This is a genomic window from Burkholderia sp. BCC1977, from assembly GCF_905339595.1.
Taxonomy (GTDB): domain Bacteria; phylum Pseudomonadota; class Gammaproteobacteria; order Burkholderiales; family Burkholderiaceae; genus Burkholderia.
Genome location: NZ_CAJPGQ010000017.1, coordinates 1 through 17966, shown reverse-complemented (window position 1 = coordinate 17966; position 17966 = coordinate 1). Strand labels below are relative to the sequence as shown.

13 protein-coding genes are annotated in these 17966 nt (G+C 69.0%); 4 read left to right on the top strand and 9 right to left on the bottom strand.

Going from position 1 to position 17966, the window contains the following annotated elements; genetic code table 11:
* Positions 1-15: 15 nt before the first annotated feature.
* On the bottom strand, positions 16-1005 hold the full coding sequence (locus U5771_RS16105; RefSeq protein WP_322024893.1) for a beta-propeller fold lactonase family protein: 990 nt from the start codon (positions 1003-1005) through the stop codon (positions 16-18).
* Positions 1006-1184: 179 nt separating this feature from the next.
* A complete protein-coding gene (gene hrpA, locus U5771_RS16100) occupies positions 1185-5390 on the bottom strand; it encodes an ATP-dependent RNA helicase HrpA (RefSeq protein WP_322024892.1) in 4206 nt (1401 codons plus the stop codon).
* A gap of 23 nt (positions 5391-5413) precedes the next feature.
* On the opposite strand from hrpA, the gene argA reads away from it, so the two are divergent.
* The gene (gene argA / locus U5771_RS16095) at positions 5414-6793 is read left to right on the top strand and encodes an amino-acid N-acetyltransferase (RefSeq protein WP_014896599.1); all 1380 of its coding nucleotides are present in this window, start codon (positions 5414-5416) and stop codon (positions 6791-6793) included.
* A 49-nt stretch (positions 6794-6842) separates the two neighbouring features.
* On the top strand, positions 6843-7118 hold the full coding sequence (locus U5771_RS16090; protein ID WP_006478357.1) for an oxidative damage protection protein: 276 nt from the start codon (positions 6843-6845) through the stop codon (positions 7116-7118).
* Positions 7119-7288: 170 nt separating this feature from the next.
* Here U5771_RS16090 and U5771_RS16085 read toward each other — a convergent pair whose 3' ends face one another.
* The 3 genes from U5771_RS16085 to U5771_RS16075 all read right to left on the bottom strand — a co-directional run bounded on the left by U5771_RS16085 (position 7289) and on the right by U5771_RS16075 (position 11840).
* Positions 7289-8701, bottom strand: a complete 1413-nt coding sequence (locus U5771_RS16085) for an MFS transporter (protein ID WP_322024891.1) — start codon at positions 8699-8701, stop codon at positions 7289-7291.
* Positions 8702-8832: 131 nt separating this feature from the next.
* Positions 8833-10089: a CoA transferase gene (locus U5771_RS16080; protein WP_322024890.1), complete on the bottom strand. Its 1257-nt coding sequence runs from the start codon at positions 10087-10089 to the stop codon at positions 8833-8835.
* On the bottom strand, positions 10086-11840 hold the full coding sequence (locus U5771_RS16075) for an acyl-CoA dehydrogenase family protein (RefSeq protein WP_322024889.1): 1755 nt from the start codon (positions 11838-11840) through the stop codon (positions 10086-10088). The genes U5771_RS16080 and U5771_RS16075 overlap by 4 nt, the downstream gene beginning before the upstream one ends.
* Positions 11841-12013: 173 nt before the next feature.
* Between U5771_RS16075 and U5771_RS16070 the strand changes: the two genes are divergently transcribed.
* On the top strand, positions 12014-12916 hold the full coding sequence (locus tag U5771_RS16070) for a LysR family transcriptional regulator (RefSeq protein WP_322024888.1): 903 nt from the start codon (positions 12014-12016) through the stop codon (positions 12914-12916).
* Between the two features lie 49 nt (positions 12917-12965).
* Here U5771_RS16070 and U5771_RS16065 read toward each other — a convergent pair whose 3' ends face one another.
* From U5771_RS16065 to U5771_RS16050, 4 genes are all read right to left on the bottom strand, one after another.
* On the bottom strand, positions 12966-14384 hold the full coding sequence (locus tag U5771_RS16065) for an amino acid permease (protein ID WP_322024887.1): 1419 nt from the start codon (positions 14382-14384) through the stop codon (positions 12966-12968).
* 92 nt (positions 14385-14476) lie between these two features.
* Positions 14477-15547, bottom strand: a complete 1071-nt coding sequence (locus tag U5771_RS16060; RefSeq protein WP_415859407.1) for a porin — start codon at positions 15545-15547, stop codon at positions 14477-14479.
* Positions 15548-15647: 100 nt separating this feature from the next.
* Positions 15648-16034 carry a RidA family protein gene (locus U5771_RS16055; RefSeq protein ID WP_322024886.1) on the bottom strand — a complete coding sequence of 129 codons (387 nt, stop codon included), beginning with the start codon at positions 16032-16034 and terminating at the stop codon, positions 15648-15650.
* 30 nt (positions 16035-16064) lie between these two features.
* Positions 16065-17279, bottom strand: a complete 1215-nt coding sequence (locus U5771_RS16050) for an amino acid aminotransferase (RefSeq protein ID WP_322024885.1) — start codon at positions 17277-17279, stop codon at positions 16065-16067.
* Positions 17280-17470: 191 nt separating this feature from the next.
* On the opposite strand from U5771_RS16050, the gene U5771_RS16045 reads away from it, so the two are divergent.
* Positions 17471-17953, top strand: coding sequence for an Lrp/AsnC family transcriptional regulator (locus U5771_RS16045; protein WP_322024884.1), 483 nt, complete (start codon positions 17471-17473; stop codon positions 17951-17953).
* Positions 17954-17966 lie beyond the last annotated feature (13 nt).

Sequence of the window (17966 nt, the reverse complement as noted above, 5' to 3'; positions counted from 1 at the left end):
GTTCGCCTCCGCCCGTCACGCGCCGTTCGCAGCCTTCCACGGCGCGCGGTCGTAGAAGTAGATCCCGTGCGGCGAACGGCCAACGGCGATCGTCTGCACCAGCTTGCGCGACGCCAGGTCGATGATCCCGACCTTCTTCGCGAAGCGGAACGTCACCCACAGCGTCTTCTTGTCGGCGGACAGCTCCATGTCGTCGGGGCCCGGCAGCAGGCCGGTGATGTCGCCGACCTTGGTGAGGGTGATCTCGTCGATGATGCTGATCGTGTTCGCGACCCGATTCGTGATCGCGACGTGCGTGCCGTCGGCGAGCGAGCGGAAGTTGTGCGCGCCCTTGCCGGTCTGGATCGCCTTCACGACCTTCTGATTGCGCCAGTCGACGACCGCGATGTAATCGGCGCCCGTCATGCCGACCAGCAGGTATTTGTCGTCCGGCGTCATCCACAGGCCCGCCGGCACCTTGCCGACCGGCATCTTCCACTTGACCGTCTGCGTCGCGAGGTCGACCGCCGCGATCTCGCCGGACACCTGCAGCGACACGAGCACGGTCTTGCTGTCCTTCGTGAACGCGATGTGGCTCGGCATCACCGCGAGCGGCAAGCGCTTCGCAAGATGCAGGTCGCGGCCGTCGTAGCTGTAGATGTCGAGCCGGTCGAGGCGCAGCCCCGTCGACACGAACCACTTGCTGTCGGGCGAGAAGCCGAGCTGGTACGGATCCTCGATGCCTTCGACCGTGCGCTGCAGCTTGCCCGTCTTCGGATCGACGAACATCAGGCTGTTCGAGACCGAATTCGCGACGATCAGCGACGAATTGTCCGGCGTCGCCATCAGGTGGTGCGGCTCCTTGCCGGTCGGCATCGTGCCGACGACCTGGCGGGTCTGCTGGTCGATCAGGGAAAGCGTTGCTTCGGCCGAATTGAGGACGATCACGTTATTCGCGTGTGCGGCGGGCGCCAGCACGGCGGCGGCCAACGCAAGCGTGCGGCCGAAGGAAAGGAAAGTGCGCATGAAGACTCACGTCGTGGAACAGCAGTCATTGTAAAACGCCCAACCGGCCCCGCCGGTTGACGGGAATCGGCATTGCGCCACTTCGACGCACGCCGCGGCCGCCGTGCGGCCCGCCGCGGCAGGCGCCGCGCGGCCGGCCGGGCCGGCCGCCGGTGCGGGCCCGGACCACCGCCGTTGCGCTAGCGCTGCATCGACTCCCAGACCTTGTGCAGACGCTTGACAGAGACAGGCATCGGCGTGCGCAGTTCCTGCGCGAACAGCGAAATTCGCAGTTCCTCCAGCAGCCAGCGGAATTCCGCGAGCCGCGGGTCGGCGACGCCGCCGCGCTGCGACACCGCACGCTGGTACTGCTGGGCGAGCGGCAGCAGCTCGCCGGACTGCTTCGCGTCGCGTGCCGGGTCGGCCTTCAGCTTGTCGATCCGCAGCGCGACGCCCTTCAGGTAGCGCGGGAAGTGCGCCAGCTGCACATAAGGGGTGTCGATCACGAAGCGCTTCCCGACCAGCGCGGCGAGTTGCTGCTGGAGATCCGCATGGGCCTGCGCGAACGGCTTCGCCTGCGCGAGCTTTTTCGCCAGACCCGCGTACTCGGCGAGGATCTGCCCGACGAGCCGCGCGATCTCCTGCGCGAGCAGGTTCAGGCGGCTCCGGCCCTCGTCGCGACGCGCATGGAAGCTCGCGTCGTCGTCCGGCAGCGGATCCTGCAGGCACGCGCGGTCGAGCGCCGTGTCGATCAGCTGGTCGCGCAGCTCGTCCTGCGTGCCGAGCGACATGTACTGCATCGCCATCTCGCGCAGCCCCGGCAGGTTCTTCTCGAGGAACTTGATCGGTTCCTTCAATTGCAGCGCGAACAGCCGCCGCAAGCCGGCCCGGTGGATCCGCGCGGCCTCCTCCGGCGAGTCGAACACCTCGACGTCGCAATGCGTGCCGCGATCGACGAGCGCCGGATAGCCGTACAGCGTCTGGCCGCGACGGCGGATCTCCAGCAGCTCGGGGAGCTTGCCGAAGTTCCACGTCGTCAGGTTCTCGTACAGCGCGGTCGCGCCGGCTTCCGCCGGGACGGCCGTGCGCGGCTCCGCGCCCTTGCCCGGCTTGCCGCCCTTCGCCGCCGAACCCGGCGCGGCAGCGGGCGCCGGCAGGTCGTCCGCGTCGCCCCCGCCCGCCTCGCCGCCGGGCGCGATCGTCGATGCCGCCGCGATCTTCTGGAACTGCTGCTGCGCCTGCGCGCCGAGCTCCTGGCGCAGCTGCGCGAGATTGCGCCCCATCGCGAGCTGGCGGCCGTGCTCGTCGATCACCTTGAAATTCATGAACAGGTGCGCGGGCAGCGTCTCGAGCTTGAAGTCGGCCGTCTTCATCGCGACCTGCGTCTCGCCGCGCACGTCGGCGATCAGCGCCTCGACGAGGCCGCCCGCGCCGAAGCGCTCGCGGCCCGTCCGCTCGACGAAGCCGGCCGCGTACTCGGGCAGCGGCACGCAATGCCGGCGCAGCTTCTGCGGCAGCGACTTCAGCAGCAGCTGCACCTTTTCCTTCAGCATCCCCGGCACGAGCCATTCGCAGCGGCGCGCGTCGACCTGGTTCAGCGCATAGAGCGGCACCGCGAGCGTCACGCCGTCGCGCGGCGTGCCGGGCTCGAAATGGTACGTGAGCGCCATCTCGACGCCGGCCATCGTCGCGCGCTTCGGGAACAGCTCGGTCGTCACGCCGGCCGCCTCGTGGCGCATCAGGTCGTCGCGCGACAGGTACAGCAGGCGCTGCTTGTCCTCCGCCTGGCCGCCCTTCCTCGCCTCGTCGCGATACCAGCGCTCGAACGCGACGCCCGTGTAGATGCCCTCCGGAATCGCCTGATCGTAGTACGCGTAGATCAGCTCGTCGTCGACCAGCACGTCCTGCCGGCGCGACTTGTGCTCGAGCTGCTCGATGTCGGCGAGCAGCTTGCGGTTGTGCGCGAAGAACGGCAGCCTGGTGTCGAATTCGCCTTCGACCAGCGCGCCGCGAATGAACAGCTCGCGCGCACGCGCCGGGTCCTGTTGGCCGAACGCGACGCGCCGGCGGTGGTAGATCGGCAGCCCGTACAGCGTCGCGCGCTCGAACGCGCTGACCTGCGCGGGACGCTTTTCCCAATGCGGCTCCGACAGCGATTTCTTCAGCAGGTGCGCGCCGATCTTCTCGACCCACTCCGGCTCGATCTTCGCGAGACAGCGCGCATACAGCCGGCTCGTCTCGACGAGCTCGGCCGCCATCACCCAGCGGCCGGCCTTCTTCGCGAGCGCGGAGCCCGGCCACAGGTAGAACTTGATCCCGCGCGCGCCGAGATAGTGCGGATCGTCGTCGGCCTTCATGCCGAGGTTGCCGAGCAGGCCCGTCAACAGGGCCAGATGGACCTGCTCGTAGGTCGCCTCGACCTCGTTGAGCCGCCAGCCGTGCTCGCGCACGACCGTCAGCAGCTGCGAATGGACGTCGCGCCATTCGCGCAGCCGCAGGTGCGACAGGAAGTTCTGCCGGCACGCGTCGATCAGCTGGCGGTTCGACTTCTTGTGCGCGACGGCCTCTTCGAACCACGCCCAGATCTTCAGCCACTGCAGGAATTCGGAGCGTTCGTCGGCGAACCGGCGGTGCGCCTGGTCAGCCTGCTCCTGCGCTTCGATCGGACGGTCGCGCGGGTCCTGCACGGACAGCGCACTCGCGATGATCAGCACCTCGCGCAGCGACTGCTGGTCGCGCGCGGCGAGAATCATCCGGCCGACGCGCGGATCGAGCGGCAGCCGCGCGAGTTCGCGGCCGAGCGGCGTCAGCGCGTTGTCGTCGTCGACCGCGCCGAGTTCGTTGAGCAGCTGGTAGCCGTCCGCGATCGCGCGGCCGGGCGGCGGCTCGAGGAACGGGAACGATTCGATCGCCGTCAGGTGCAGCGATTTCATCCGCAGAATCACCGACGCGAGCGACGAGCGCAGGATTTCCGGATCGGTGAAGCGCGCACGCGCCTGGTAGTCGCTTTCCTCGTACAAGCGGATGCAGACGCCGTCGGCCACCCGGCCGCAGCGGCCCGCACGCTGGTTCGCGGCGGCCTGCGAGATCGACTCGACCTGCAGCTGCTCGACCTTGTTCCGGTACGAATAGCGCTTCACGCGCGCGAGACCGGTGTCGACGACGTAGCGGATGCCCGGCACCGTCAACGACGTCTCGGCCACGTTGGTCGCGAGCACGATGCGGCGTGCGTTCGATGCCTTGAATACCTTGTCCTGGTCGGCCGCCGACAGCCGCGCGAACAGCGGCAGGATCTCGGTATGCGGCGGATGATGCTTGCGCAGCGCCTCGGCCGCCTCGCGGATCTCGCGCTCGCCGGGCAGGAACACCAGCACGTCGCCGGGGCCTTCGCGACACTGTTCGTCGACCGCGTCGACGATCGCGTCCATCAGGTCGCGTTCGGCCTCGCGCGCGGTCTTCACGCGATCGCGGCCGCCCGTGCCCTCGGCGTTCTTTACCGCAGGGCGATCCTCGGCCACCGGCCGGTAGCGCATCTCGACCGGATACAGGCGCCCGCTCACCTCGATCACGGGCGCCGGGCGCGCGTCAGTGCCGAAATGGCGCGCGAAGCGGTCGGCGTCGATCGTCGCGGACGTGACGATCAGCTTCAGGTCGGGCCGCCGCGGCAGGATCTCCTTCAGGTAGCCGAGCAGGAAGTCGATGTTCAGGCTGCGCTCGTGCGCCTCGTCGATGATCAGCGTGTCGTACGCCTTCAGCAGCGGGTCGGTCTGCGTCTCGGCGAGCAGGATGCCGTCCGTCATCAGCTTGACGGACGCGCCCGGCGCGAGATTGTCGGTGAAGCGCACCTTGTAGCCGACCACCTCGCCGAACGGCGTGCCGAGCTCCTCGGCAATGCGCCGGCCGGTCGACGACGCGGCCAGGCGCCGCGGCTGCGTATGGCCGATCAGGCCCGTGCCGCCGGCGCCGAGGCCGCGGCCGAGATCGAGACAGATCTTCGGCAGCTGGGTGGTCTTGCCCGAACCCGTTTCGCCGCAGACGATGACAACCTGGTGACCGGCGATCGCGCGCGCGATTTCGTCGCGCTTGCCCGACACGGGCAGGCTTTCGGGGTAGGTGATCGGCGGAACGGGATTCGGCGCGACGGCCGCGCGCGGCGGACGTTCGCGGCGCGGCGCGCGCTCGCCGGTGGCCGGGGGCGCGCCCTTCGCGGCCGGCTGGCCCGCCTCGCGGCGGCGCTCGTCGCCGTGCGGCCCGCGCGGCCCGCGCGACGGCTGGCCCGCCTGCTGTTGCTGCTGCTCGCGCGGAGGCTGGCCGTGCTGCTGACGCGCATCGGCCGCACCATCCGGGTGCTTCGCCGACGGCGCTTTGGCCCGCGTCGGCGCGGGACTTTTAGGTACATTCGACATGGGGGCGCATTATAATCCCGCCCATGAATTCCCAAACCGACCTCCCTCCCGCCCAGACCGGCGCCGCGACGCCGCCGGCCGCCGACGATTCGGCCGCCAGCCACGCGCAGTTCGTCGACTGGATGCGCTCCGTCGCGCCCTATATCCACAAGTTCCGCAACAGCACGTTCGTCGTGGGGTTCGGCGGCGAGGTGGTGCAGCAGGGGCTGCTGAACGCGCTCGTGTCCGACATCGCGCTGCTGCAGGCGATGGGCATCCAGATCGTGCTGGTGCACGGCTCGCGGCCGCAGGTCGAGGAGCAGCTGAGCCTGCATGGTGTCGAATCCGAGTTTTCGCACGGGCTGCGCATCACCGATGCGCGCGCGCTCGAATCCGCGAAGGAAGCGGCCGGCGAAGTGCGTCTCGACATCGAGGCCGCGATCAGCCAGGGTCTGCCGAACTCGCCGATGGCGCACGCGCACATCAGCGTCGTGTCCGGCAACTTCGTGACCGCACGGCCGGTGGGGATTCTCGACGGGGTCGATTTCGCGCACACGGGCATCGTGCGCAAGATCGACGCCGAATCGATCCGTCATTCGCTCGCGAGCCGCAAGCTCGTGCTGCTGTCGCCGCTCGGCTTCTCACCGACCGGCGAGGCGTTCAACCTGTCGATGGAAGACGTCGCATCGGCCGCCGCGATCGCGCTGCGCGCCGACAAGATCATCTTCCTGACCGAAGCGCCCGGCATCGTCGACGACGAAGGCGAGCTGGTCCGCGAAATGTCGCTCGACGCGGCCGCCGAGCTGCTCGATTCCGGCAACGTCCAGGGCGACGATGCGTTCTTCCTGAAGCACTCGATCCGCGCATGCCGCGGCGGCGTGACCCGGGCCCACCTGATTCCGCAGTCGCTCGACGGCAGCATGCTGCTCGAGCTGTTCCTGCACGACGGCGTCGGCACGATGATCTCGTACGAGAACCTCGAGAGCCTGCGCGAGGCGACGCCGGACGACGTCGGCGGCATCCTGTCGCTGATCGAGCCGCTCGAGTCGGACGGCACGCTGGTGCGGCGCGGCCGCCACCAGATCGAACGCGATATCGACCACTTCTCGGTGATCGAGCACGATGGCGTGCTGTTCGGCTGCGCGGCGCTGTATCCGTACCAGCAGGAAAAGATCGGCGAGATGGCGTGCCTGACGGTCGCGCCGGAAGCGCAGGGCTCGGGCGACGGCGAACGCCTGCTCAAGCGCATCGAGCAGCGCGCCCGCGCGCGCGGCCTCACGCACATCTTCGTGCTCACGACGCGCACCGAGCACTGGTTCCTCAAGCGCGGCTTCGTCAAGGTCAGCGTCGACGACCTGCCGGAAGACCGCCGCAAACTCTATAACTGGCAGCGCAAGTCGCTCGTGCTGATGAAGCAGCTCTGAGCGCAGGCACGACTGCCCTCCCCCAGACCGATTACAGGAGAAGTACACGATGGCTCGAATGATCCAATGCGCGAAGCTCGGCAAGGAAGCCGAAGGTCTCGATTTCCCGCCGCTGCCGGGCGAACTCGGCAAGCGCATTTACGAAAGCGTGTCGAAGGAAGCGTGGCAAGGCTGGCTCAAGCAGCAGACGATGCTGATCAACGAGAACCGCCTGAACATGGCCGACCCGCGCGCGCGCCAGTACCTGATGAAGCAGACCGAGAAGTACTTCTTCGGCGACGGCGCGGACCAGGCGTCCGGCTACGTGCCGCCGACGGAAGGCTAAGCACCGCGAATCGCGCGAGGCCGGCCGTGCCGGCCGCGCGCGAAGCGAGGGCAAGCAAACGGCACCGTGTTTCGCACGGTGCCGTTTGCTTTTGGGGAGACGGAATCAAGCCGATGCGATCCGGCCGGCGCATACGATGCCGCCGAGTCGGCCAGTCGCGCCTGCCCGCCTCACCCAGCCGGTTTCAACGTGCCGCGCTCGCCCGGCTGCGCGGCCTCGCCGGCCGGACTGTCGGCGCTCGCGCTTTCGGCGCCCCACTCGGCCGCGTCGCTGCGCTCGGCCGTCGACAGTTCGTCCGCGCGGTAGCCGGTGCGATTCAGCAACGCGAGCATGCACCCGAGCGACACGAGCGCGTACAGCCCCGACGCGATCGCGACGCCGACGATGCTGCCGGTCGCGTTCAGGATCGCCTGCGCGAGCACCGGCGTGCCGCCGCCGACGACGAGCGCGCTCAGCTGGTACGCGAGCGACAGCCCCGTATAGCGGATGTTGGCCGGAAACACCCGCGCGAGCACGCCGCCGACCGCGCCGTAGAACATCGCCGACGGGATCGTCGAGATGCACATCCCCGCGACGGCGACCCAGTACGAGCGCGTCGCCAGCGCATGGAACATCACCGGCATCAGCACGATCTCCGGAATCAGGATCCAGCACATCGCGCGCCGCATGTCGGCCTTCGACACGATCCACGCGCCGAGCGGCTGCATCAGGAACTGCACGACGAGCGAGATCGACAGGATGCCGAGGAAGGTACCCTGCGCATAGCCGAGCTCCCTGGTCGCCCACGACAGCGCGAACGTGCTGCGGAAGTACGTGACGTTGATCACCGGCAGCGTGCCGGCCGCGAGCAGCACGACGGGCCAGTGGTCGCGCACGACGTCGCGCAGCGGCAGCTTCACCGTGCGCTTGCGCGCGAGCACGCGCTGCATGTCGATCGACTCCTCGAGCCGCAGCCGGATCACCATCCCGATGATCACGAGCACCGCCGACAGCAGGAACGGAACGCGCCAGCCCCACATCAGGAACGACGGCGTCGGCAGCGCGCTCAGCGCGAAGAATGCAGCAGTTGCGAGCAGGTTGCCGGTGGGCGAACCCTGCTGCGCGAATGCCGCGTACAGGATGCTGCGGTGCTTCGGCGCGTTCTCGCTCGCGATCAGCACCGCGCCGCCCCACTCGCCGCCGACCGCGATGCCCTGCAGCACGCGCAGCACCACGAGGCCCGCGGGCGCCCACACGCCGATCGACGCATAGCCGGGCAACAGGCCGATGCCGGTCGTCGCAAGCCCCATCATCACCAGCGTGATCACGAGCGCGGTCTTGCGGCCGACGCGATCGCCGAGATGCCCGAACACGATTCCGCCGAGCGGCCGCGCGGCGAAGCCGGCCCAGAACGTGACGAACGCGAGCAGCGTCGCGACGCCGGGATCCATCGTGCTCGAAAAGAACACCTTGCCGAACACGAGCGCGGCGGCGGTGCCGTAGATGTAGAAGTCGTACCACTCGATCGTGGTGCCGACGAACGCCGCGAGGGCGGCGCGGCCGGGCCGCGGCTGCGCGGCGGACGGGGATTGCGGACGGCTCATCGATGTCTCCATGTTTGTGATCGGCGGCACGACTGTCGCGCGCCTTGCCGGGTGGCCGGCCTTGCGCCGCCGGCTGGCGGTGTTGCTTTACATTGCGCTGCCTTTCCTTGCGACTCGTCGGCCGGGGACGCTCACGTCTGGTCCGGCGCGACCTTCAGCACGCCGGCGTCGAGCAATTGCTGCCGGAGCGCGGGATCGACACCGAGACGGTCGAGCACCGCGCGCGTATCGCGGCCGAGCGCGGGCGGCGGCGAACGATAGGTCGCCGGCGTGCGCGACAGCTTCACCGGCGATGCGGTGCCGCGATACGCGCCGATCTCGACGAACAGCTCGCGGTGCAGCGCATGCGGGTCGCGCGCGACGTCGGCCACCGTGCGCACCGGCCCGCACGGCACGCCCGCCGCCATCAGGTCGCGCGCCAGCGGCTCACACGGATACGCCGCGAGCCGTGCCTCGAGCTCGGCCTTCAGTTCGGGCCGGTGCGCGCAGCGGCTGCGGTTGTCGACGAAGCGCGGATCGCCCGCGAGCGCCGGCGCGCCGAGATGCGCGACGAGACGTGCGAACTGCCGGTCGTTGCCCACCGCGAGGAAGATCGGCACCGTCGCCGTGCGATAGCTGTCGTACGGCGCGATGTTCGGATGCGCGTTGCCGCTGCGTTCGGGCACGCGCCCCGAGCCGAAGAAATTCGGCAGGTGCGGATGCAGCAGCGACACGCCGCAGTCGTACAGTGAGATGTCGATCGACTGGCCCTGCCCGCTCTGCTCGCGCTCCGCGAGCGCGAGAAGAATGCCGGCAAGTGCGTTGAGGCCGGTGACCATGTCGACGATCGGCAAGCCGATCCGCATCGCGTCACCGTCGCGCTCGCCGTTGACGCTCATCAGTCCGGCCATCGCCTGGATCACCGCGTCGTAGCCGGGCAGCCCGCCGAGCGGACCGTCCTCGCCGAAACCCGTCACCGCGCAGTGGATCAGGCGCGGGAAACGCGGCCGCAGGTCGCGCGCGTAGTCCATTCCCCAGCGCGCGAGCGTGCCGGGCTTGAAGTTCTCGACGAGCACGTCGGCGTCTTCGAGCAGGCGCCACAGGATCGCGCGCCCTTCGTCGCGGGACAGGTCGAGCGCGAGCCCCTCCTTGTTGCGGTTCACGCCCATGAAGTACCACGCGGTGTCGCCGAGGAACGGCGGCCCCCAGCCGCGCGTCTCGTCGCCAGCCGGCGGCTCGATCTTGACCACCGTCGCGCCGTGGTCGGCAAGCGCCTGCGTGCAGTACGGGCCGCCGAGCACTCGGCTCAGGTCGACGACTTTCAGGCCGTCGAGTGCGCCACGCGTCGCTTCCTTCACTTTCGTCGCTTCCGTCGCTTTCGTCGCTTCCGTCGCTTCCGTCGCCTTCATCGTTCGACCTCCGGCAGCAGGTCGAGCGCCATGTCGAGCGGCACCGGCGTGCCGCGCAGCAGCGCATCGAACGCCGCTGCTTCATCGTCGCGCGACGCCGGCGCGAGCGGGTCGACCGGCAGCAGCTTGTGGCGCACGATCAGGTGCGCGAGCGCGAGGCGCCGGTAATCGGGCGCGAGCTGCGCGCCCTCGCACGCCATCAGCACGGCCGCGCTCGCGTAGTACAGCGCCGACGCGGCCTGCCGCACGCGCGTGTCGTCGCCTTCCGCCGCGACCCGCGCGAGCGCATCGCATGCGCGCGCGAGAATGCGCCGCAGCGCCGCGCGGCTCGCGTCGGGCAGCGGCGCCGCGCCGAGCCGGTCGCCGAGGAACGTGCGCAGCGCGTCGAGCGCCTGCTCGCGCTGCGCGGCGCGCGCGACGTCGAGCGCGACGATGTTGCTGGTGCCTTCCCAGATCGAGCCGAGATGCGCGTCGCGCACGAGGCGCGCATCGCTCCATTCCTCGATGTAGCCGATGCCGCCGCGCACCTCCATCGCGTCGCCCGTCACGCGACGCGCGTCGCGGCACGCGCGGAACTTGATCAGCGGTGTCAGGATGCGCACGCAGCGCGCCGCCTGCTCGTCGCCCGCATCCGCCCGCGGCAACAGCAGCGCGATCTGCATGAACATCGCGCGCGCGGCCTCGGCGGGCAGCAGCATCTTCATCAGCTGGCGCTGCATCAGCGGCATCTCGATCAGCTTGCGGCCGAACGCGGCGCGGTGCGCAACCACGTGCAGCGACTCGTTCAGCGCACGCCGCATCAGCCCCGCCGCGCGCACGCCGTTCGACAACCGCGACATGTTGATCATGTCGGCCATCTGGTGAAAGCCGCGGCCGATCTCGCCGATCAGCCAGGCCTGTGCGCCTTCGAGCGCGATCTCGCCGCTCGCCATCGAACGGCTGCCGAGCTTGTCCTTCAGCCGCACGATCCGGTAGCGGTTGCGCGTGCCGTCCGGCAGCGTCTTCGGCAGCAGGAACAGCGCGAGGCCCTTGATGCCGTCCGGCGCACCGTCGGGTCGCGCCAGCACCATCGCCAGGTCGGCGTCCGCGTTCGAGCAGAACCACTTGTCGCCGTACAGGCGCCATACCGCCCCGCCCTGCTCGTCCGTTTCGCGCACCGCGCGCGTCGCGATGCGCGCGACGTCGGAACCGGCCGCCTGCTCGGTCATGAACATCGCGCCCTGGAACAGGGTGTCGAAATCGCGCGACGCGAGCCTCGGCAGGTAGTGCTCGACCAGCGCCGGGTCGCCGAAACGGCGCAGCGTGCGCGTCAGCGAATCGGTCATGCTGACCGGGCAGCACAGTCCGAATTCGGCCTGCACGAACAGGAACGTCAGCGCGTACTTGACGAGCGGCGCGACCGCCTCGGGCTGGTGGCTCAGCGACGCGAGCCCGAGCTCCGAGTAGGCGACGCGTTCGAGCGCGACATACGCGGGATCCTTGTCGATCCGCTGCACTGCTTCACCGCGCCGGTTGCGGTGCTCGAGCACGGGCGGATGCTTGTCCGCGCGCGACGCCCATGCGTCGAGTTCGCCCGACACGCGCGCGCCGAGCGCGTGCAGCTGCGGTTCGAGTCGAGCGTATTGGGTCGCGCCGAGATGCAGCTTCAGCAACGCGCCGAGATCGGGATCGGCCGTGAAGAAATTGATGCCCCGGCTATCGGGGATGTTGTTGGCTGCGCCGGTGTCCGGCGTGCAAGCGGTGTCGTTCATGCATGCGTCTCCATGGTGGCCCGGCTGCCGGCCGGCGCCCGCGCGGCGGGCGGCGCGGCGGCTGATGCCAGGCGTTCAGCAGAGCGTAGGCGTGCGATCGATAAGCGTCCAATACAGGATTTATCCGGTACGATAGATAGCGCTTATCGATGCCGATGCGGAGAGGAGACAGCATGGAACTGAGGCAGTTGCGCTACTTCGTGGCGGTCGCCGAGGAACTGCATTTCGGGCGCGCGGCGAAGCGCCTGTTCATCTCGCAACCGGCGCTCAGCTTCGACATCCGCAAGTTCGAGGACGCGCTCGGCGTGCGGCTCTTTTCACGCACCAACAAGACGGTCGCGCTGACCAACGCGGGCGCGGTGCTGCTCGGCGAGGCGCGCCGGCTGCTGCTGCAGGCGGCCGAGGCCGAGCGTCTCACCGTGCGCTCGGCGTCCGGTCTCGCGGGCCGGCTGCGGATCGGCTTCGTCCATTCGATGCTGTATCGCGGGCTGCCCGATGCGGTGCGGCGCTTCGAGGCCGACTACCCGGGCGTCGAGATCGTGCTGAGCGAGATGAACACGCAGGCGCAGGTGCAGGCGATCCAGCGCGGCCAGATCGATCTCGGCTACTCGCACTGGGGCCACTGCCCGCCCGAGGTCGAATCGGCGCCCGTCTACGCGGAACCGTTCGTGTGCTGCCTGCCGGCCGCGCACCCGCTCGCGCGGCGCCGGCAGGTCGCGCTCGCCGCGCTGGCCGCGGAACCGTTCATCCTGTTTCCGCGCGACGCGGCGCCGCACTATCACGACCTGATCATCGCGCAATGCGTGAACGCGGGATTCAGCCCGCTGATCCGTCACGAGGCGCGGCTGTGGCAGACGATCCTGTCGATGATCGAGTTCGGAATGGGCATCGCGCTGGTGCCGCGCGTGCTGCAGCAGGTGAAGAGCGACCGGCTCGCGTTCCGGCCGCTGAAGGATGCGTCGCTCGAATCGCGCACGCTGGAGCTGAAGCGCAGCGGCACCGCCGAACCGGTCGCGCTGCGCTTCGCCGACTACGTGCGCGCGTCGATCGACGCACTGCCCGCGCTCGCGGGCTGAGCCGGCGCGCCGGTATTTCGCACCGGTATTTCGCACCGGCCCTGCTCCGTTACTTCGCTTCCGGCTGCAGCACCGGCTGCGCGCGCCGGTACCACACCGCATACACGACGGACAGCGCGACCAGGAACGGAATGCCGAAAATCAGCGTCATGTGGAATTCGGCCGTGAAGTAGGTCGTCACCATCACCGCGAGCATCAGCGCCGCGCCGAGCAGCGTCAGCAGCGGAAAGCCGCGCATCCGGAACGCGGGCGCCGGCAGGCCGAGCGCCGCGCGACGCCGCCGGAAGCAGTAGTGCGTGACGAAGATCATCATCCACGTAAACAGCGCGCCGAACATCGACACCGCCATCATGATCGTGAACGACGCATCCGGATACAGCACGCTCAGGATCGTCGCGAGCGCGATGCCGAGCGTCGACAGCAGCAGCGCGCCGAACGGCACGCCGCGCCCGTTCACCTCGCCGAGCGCCTTCGGCGCGTAACCCGCGCGCGACAGGCTGAACATCATCCGCGTCGTGATGTAGAGCTGGCTGTTCATCGCGGACAGCGCGGCGATCAGCACGACGAAGTTGATCAACCCGGCCGCGCCCGGCAGGTGGATCGCCTCCATCACCTTCACGAACGGGCTCTCGTCGCGCCCCGCCGCCGTCCACGGCACGATCGCGAGCATCAGCGCGAGCGTGACGAGGTAGAACAGCACGAGCCGCACGATCGTCGAGCGGAACGCGCGCGTCACCGCGTGCTCGGGATCTTCCGCCTCGCCCGCCGCGACCGCGATCATCTCGATGCTCAGGTAGCTGAAGATCGACACGATCACCGCGACCCACATCCCCCACATGCCCTTCGGAAAGAAGCCGCCGTGACCGGTGTAATGATGGAAGCCCGCGCGGGCCGCGCCGTCGCCGACCAGCGCCGGATTGCCGAACACGACATACGCGCCGAGCACGATGAAGCCGACGATCGCCGCGATCTTCACGACCGAGAAGCCGTATTCGACCGCGCCGAACACGTCGACGCTGCGCGCGTTGACGAACACGAGCAGCGCCGAGAAGCCGACGATCCACAGCCAGCCCGGCACGCCCGGGAACCAGTACTTCATGTACAGCGCGATCGCGGTGACTTCGGTGCCGACCGCGAGCACGATGCACGCCCAGTACGCATAGCGCACGAGGAACCCGGCCCACGGGCTTACGTAATGTTCGGCGTATGCGCCGAACGACCCGGAGGTCGGGTGCGCGACCGTCATCTCCGCGAGACAGCCCATCAGCAGCAGCGAGATGAACGCGCCGATCGCGTAGCTGACGAGCACGCTCGGGCCCGCGAAGCCGATCGCGAACCCGCTGCCGAGAAAGAGACCGGTGCCGATCGCACCGCCGATCGCGATCATCGCCATCTGCCGTGCGGAAAGCGTGCGGCGCAGACCCTGCTCGCGCGCCGCGATGTGCTGGAATTGCCCTTCTGGTTGCATCGAATGACCTCGTTCGAAAACGTGTGTCCGGTCGAAACGTCGACGGCGCACGGACCGGTGCCGGACCGCACCGGCCACCGCGCGCCGCGTGCTCAGAACAGGTGGCGCAAGCCGGCCGCGATGCCCGTCTGGTTGCCGCGTCCGGGCATTTCGGTGAACGCGCCGCCGGTCACCCGGTTGTAGTCGACCGTCGCGTAGACCTGCGTCGCCTTCGACAGCGCGTACTCGGCCTCGAGCACGCCCGTATAGCGCTTCCCGCCGTTACCCGCGATGCCGTTGACGTTGCGGATGTCGTCGTAGTACGCGACGCCCGTCACCGATACCGCCGGCGTGACCTTCACGCTCGCGCCGGTATAGAAGATCGCGTCGCGACGCGGGTTGTCGGCGAACGAACCGTAGGTCACGTCGCGGCCCGACGCGTTCAGCAGCTGCTGGTCGAGCGAGCCCGTGCGGTCGATGCCGCCCAGATAGCCCGCGTACAGCGTCGCCGCGCCGAACGCGTAGCGTGCGCCCGCGCCCCATGCCTGCTGCGCACGGCTGTTCAGGTCGCGCACCTGCTGGTAGGTCGCGCCGACCATCAGCCCGCCGAGCGTGTACGACACGTGCGTGCCCCAGTACGCATTCGCGCCGAGGCTGCCCGCGACGCCGCCGAAACCGTAGCTCGCGCCGACGTTCAGCCCGCCGAACGTGCCGTCGTAGCTGACCACGTTGCTCGCGCGGCCCTGGGTCAGGAAGTACGGCCACATGTTGGCCGTGTAGTTGCCGACCGTCAGCGGATCGAGATCGCCGAACAGGTTGAACGCCTCGGTCGCCTGCCGGCCGAGCTTCACGGTGCCCCAGTCGCTCGCCAGGCCGACATAGGCGTAGCGGCCGAACAGCGCGCCGTCGAGCTGCCCGTTCTGCGGCTCGAAGCCGCTCTCGAGCCGGAAGATCGCCTGCAGCCCGCCGCCGAGCGCTTCGCTGCCCTTCAGGCCCCAGCGGCTGTTGGTGATCGCGCCGTTGGTCATCTGCACGCTCGCGTCGTTCGACGCGTTCGCATGGGTCGTGTAGCGAATGCTCTGGTCGACGATGCCGTACAACGTCACGCTGCTCTGCGCCATCGCGCCGCTCGCGGCGAGCAGGCCCGCCATCGTCGGCAGTGCGAATCGACTGATGCTCCTCATCTTCGTCTCCATCCTTGTCTCGTTTCTTGATGTGTGTTGGTGCTGGTTGGGGGGTGTCGGTAATCGTGGGTGCTGCAATGCGCGCGCAGCCGTGCGCCGGCTAGCCGCGTGCCGCCGGCAGCGCGACGTACGCGACGAGTTCGACGCGCATGGCCGGGTGCGCGAAGCCCTGCACGCCCACGCACGTGCGGTTCGGGTACGGTTCGCGGAAGTGGCGCCGGTATTCGGCGTCGAATTCCGGCATCGCCTTCACGTCGGACAGGTAGACGAGCACCTGCGCGACGTCGTCCATCGTCGCGCCGGCCGCCGCGACGGCCTTCGCGAGATTGCCGAGCGTGATGCGCGCCTGCTCGGCCATCGTGTCGCCGACAATCGCGCCGGACGCGTCTACCGGCCCGTGGCCGGTAAACATCAGCCCGCCCGCGCGGGTCGCCCACGAGAACGGTTGCGCGAGCTGCGGCAAGTCGACCGGGATCGTATCTGCCATCGTGTCCTCCTTCGGTTCGGGATCGGCCGCTCAGGCGGCCTGGCGCGACGCGCCGCCGAGCACGTCGGCGATCGCGTTCGCGACGTGGTCGACGTTCGCATCGTTCAGGCCCGCGATGCACATGCGGCCCGAGCGCAGCAGGTAGACGCCGTGCGACGCGCGCAGCCGGTCCACGTCGGTCGCGGCGATGCCGGTGTAGCTGAACATGCCGCGCTGCGTGACGAGCGCATCCAACGCGGGCACCGGCAGGCGCGCGTCGAGCCGCGCCTTCAGCGCGCCGCGCATGCGCTTGATGCGCGTGCGCACCTGGGCCACCTCGTCTTCCCAGCACGCACGCAGGACGTCGTCGTTCAGCACGGCCGACACGAGCTGCGCGCCGAACAGCGGCGGGCTCGAGTAGGTGCGGCGCACGCCGGCCTGCAACTGGCTCAGCACCGTCGCCGCTTCGCCCGCGCTCGCGCAGACGATCGACAGCCCGCCGACGCGCTCGCCGTACAGCGAGAAGTTCTTCGAGAACGAGTTGCTGACGATCGCCGGCAGCCCCGCTTCGACGATCGCGCGCACGGCCCATGCGTCGTCGTCGAGACCGTCGCCGAAGCCCTGGTACGCCATGTCGAGAAACGGAATCAGCCCGCGGCGCACGAGCACGTCGATCACCGCGCGCCACGCGTCGCGGCCGAGGTCGAGGCCCGTCGGATTGTGGCAGCACGGCTGCAGCAGCACGATGCTGCGCGCGGGCAGCGCGTCGAGCGCCGTGAGCATCGCGTCGACGCGCAGGTCGTTGCGCGCTTCGTCGTAGTACGGATACGTGTGCACGTCGAGGCCGGCCGCCGAGAAGATCACGCGATGGTTGTCCCACGTCGGATCGCTGATCCAGATCGCGCTGTCGGGGAAATAGCGCTTCACGAACTCCGCGCCGAGCCGCAGCGCGCCCGAGCCGCCGAGCGTCTGCAGCGTCGCGATGCGCCCTTGCGCGAGCGCCGCGCAGTCGGCGCCGAACACCAGGCGCTGCACGCCCTGCCGATACGCGGCGAGCCCTTCCATCGGCAGATACGTGTGCGGCGCGCCGGCTTCGCGCAGGCGCTCGGCCGCAAGGCGCGTGCTCTCCAGCACGGGGATGCGACCCGCGTCGTCGTAGTAGAGGCCGATGCTGAGGTTGACCTTGTGCGGGTGGGCATCCTGCTGGAACGCCTGGAACAGCGACAGGATCGGGTCGCCCGGATAGGCGGGAATGTGTTCGTACATGGCGGAATGACGGTAGGAGTTGAAGGCGGCGATTCGGCCGGCAGCGTGACAGCGCGTCAGGCCGTGCGGTCAAGGCATGGGGCGCATGTTAGCGAGGACGAAATAGAATGAGCTTCACTTTTCGATGACGAATCTCGTCAACTGCAGTAGAGTCTGCGCTTGTAATCTCAAAAATAACGGGATTCTGCGAAATGACTCTGGATCGAACCGACATGCGGATCCTCCGGCACCTCGAGCGGGACGGACGCATCAGCAATCAGGACCTCGCGAACGCGGTCGCGCTGTCGCCGTCGGCGTGCCTGCGGCGCGTGAAGCTGCTCGAGGAACGCGGCGCCATTGCGGGCTACCGCTGCACGATCGAGCCGAAGAAGGTCGGCGTCGCATTCGAGGCGCTCGTGCACGTGTCGATGCGGCCGGACGTGCCCGAGTGGCACGACCGGTTCGTGGAGGCGATCCAGCAGTGGCCGGAAGTCATCGCCGCGCAGATCGTGACGGGCGGCTCGAACTACGTGCTGACGGTGCGGGCGCGCGACCTCGACCACTACTCGGACTTCGTGATCAACCGGCTGCACCGCGCGACGGGCGTGATGTCGATCAATTCGAGCATCGTGCTCGCGACGCTCAAGCGCGACGGCTCGATCCTCGATCTCGTCGAGCCGTCGACGGCCGGCTGACGAACCTTCTGCA

Coding starts and splice junctions, on each gene's coding strand:
- U5771_RS16055 (WP_322024886.1), bottom strand. CDS start 16,034: ATGGCAGATACGATCCCGGTCGACTTGCCGCAGCTCGCGCAACCGTTC.
- U5771_RS16050 (WP_322024885.1), bottom strand. CDS start 17,279: ATGTACGAACACATTCCCGCCTATCCGGGCGACCCGATCCTGTCGCTG.
- U5771_RS16045 (WP_322024884.1), top strand. CDS start 17,471: ATGACTCTGGATCGAACCGACATGCGGATCCTCCGGCACCTCGAGCGG.
- U5771_RS16065 (WP_322024887.1), bottom strand. CDS start 14,384: ATGCAACCAGAAGGGCAATTCCAGCACATCGCGGCGCGCGAGCAGGGT.
- U5771_RS16075 (WP_322024889.1), bottom strand. CDS start 11,840: ATGAACGACACCGCTTGCACGCCGGACACCGGCGCAGCCAACAACATC.
- U5771_RS16060 (WP_415859407.1), bottom strand. CDS start 15,547: ATGAGGAGCATCAGTCGATTCGCACTGCCGACGATGGCGGGCCTGCTC.
- argA (WP_014896599.1), top strand. CDS start 5,414: ATGAATTCCCAAACCGACCTCCCTCCCGCCCAGACCGGCGCCGCGACG.
- U5771_RS16085 (WP_322024891.1), bottom strand. CDS start 8,701: ATGAGCCGTCCGCAATCCCCGTCCGCCGCGCAGCCGCGGCCCGGCCGC.
- U5771_RS16070 (WP_322024888.1), top strand. CDS start 12,014: ATGGAACTGAGGCAGTTGCGCTACTTCGTGGCGGTCGCCGAGGAACTG.
- U5771_RS16080 (WP_322024890.1), bottom strand. CDS start 10,089: ATGAAGGCGACGGAAGCGACGGAAGCGACGAAAGCGACGGAAGCGACG.
- U5771_RS16090 (WP_006478357.1), top strand. CDS start 6,843: ATGGCTCGAATGATCCAATGCGCGAAGCTCGGCAAGGAAGCCGAAGGT.
- U5771_RS16105 (WP_322024893.1), bottom strand. CDS start 1,005: ATGCGCACTTTCCTTTCCTTCGGCCGCACGCTTGCGTTGGCCGCCGCC.
- hrpA (WP_322024892.1), bottom strand. CDS start 5,390: ATGTCGAATGTACCTAAAAGTCCCGCGCCGACGCGGGCCAAAGCGCCG.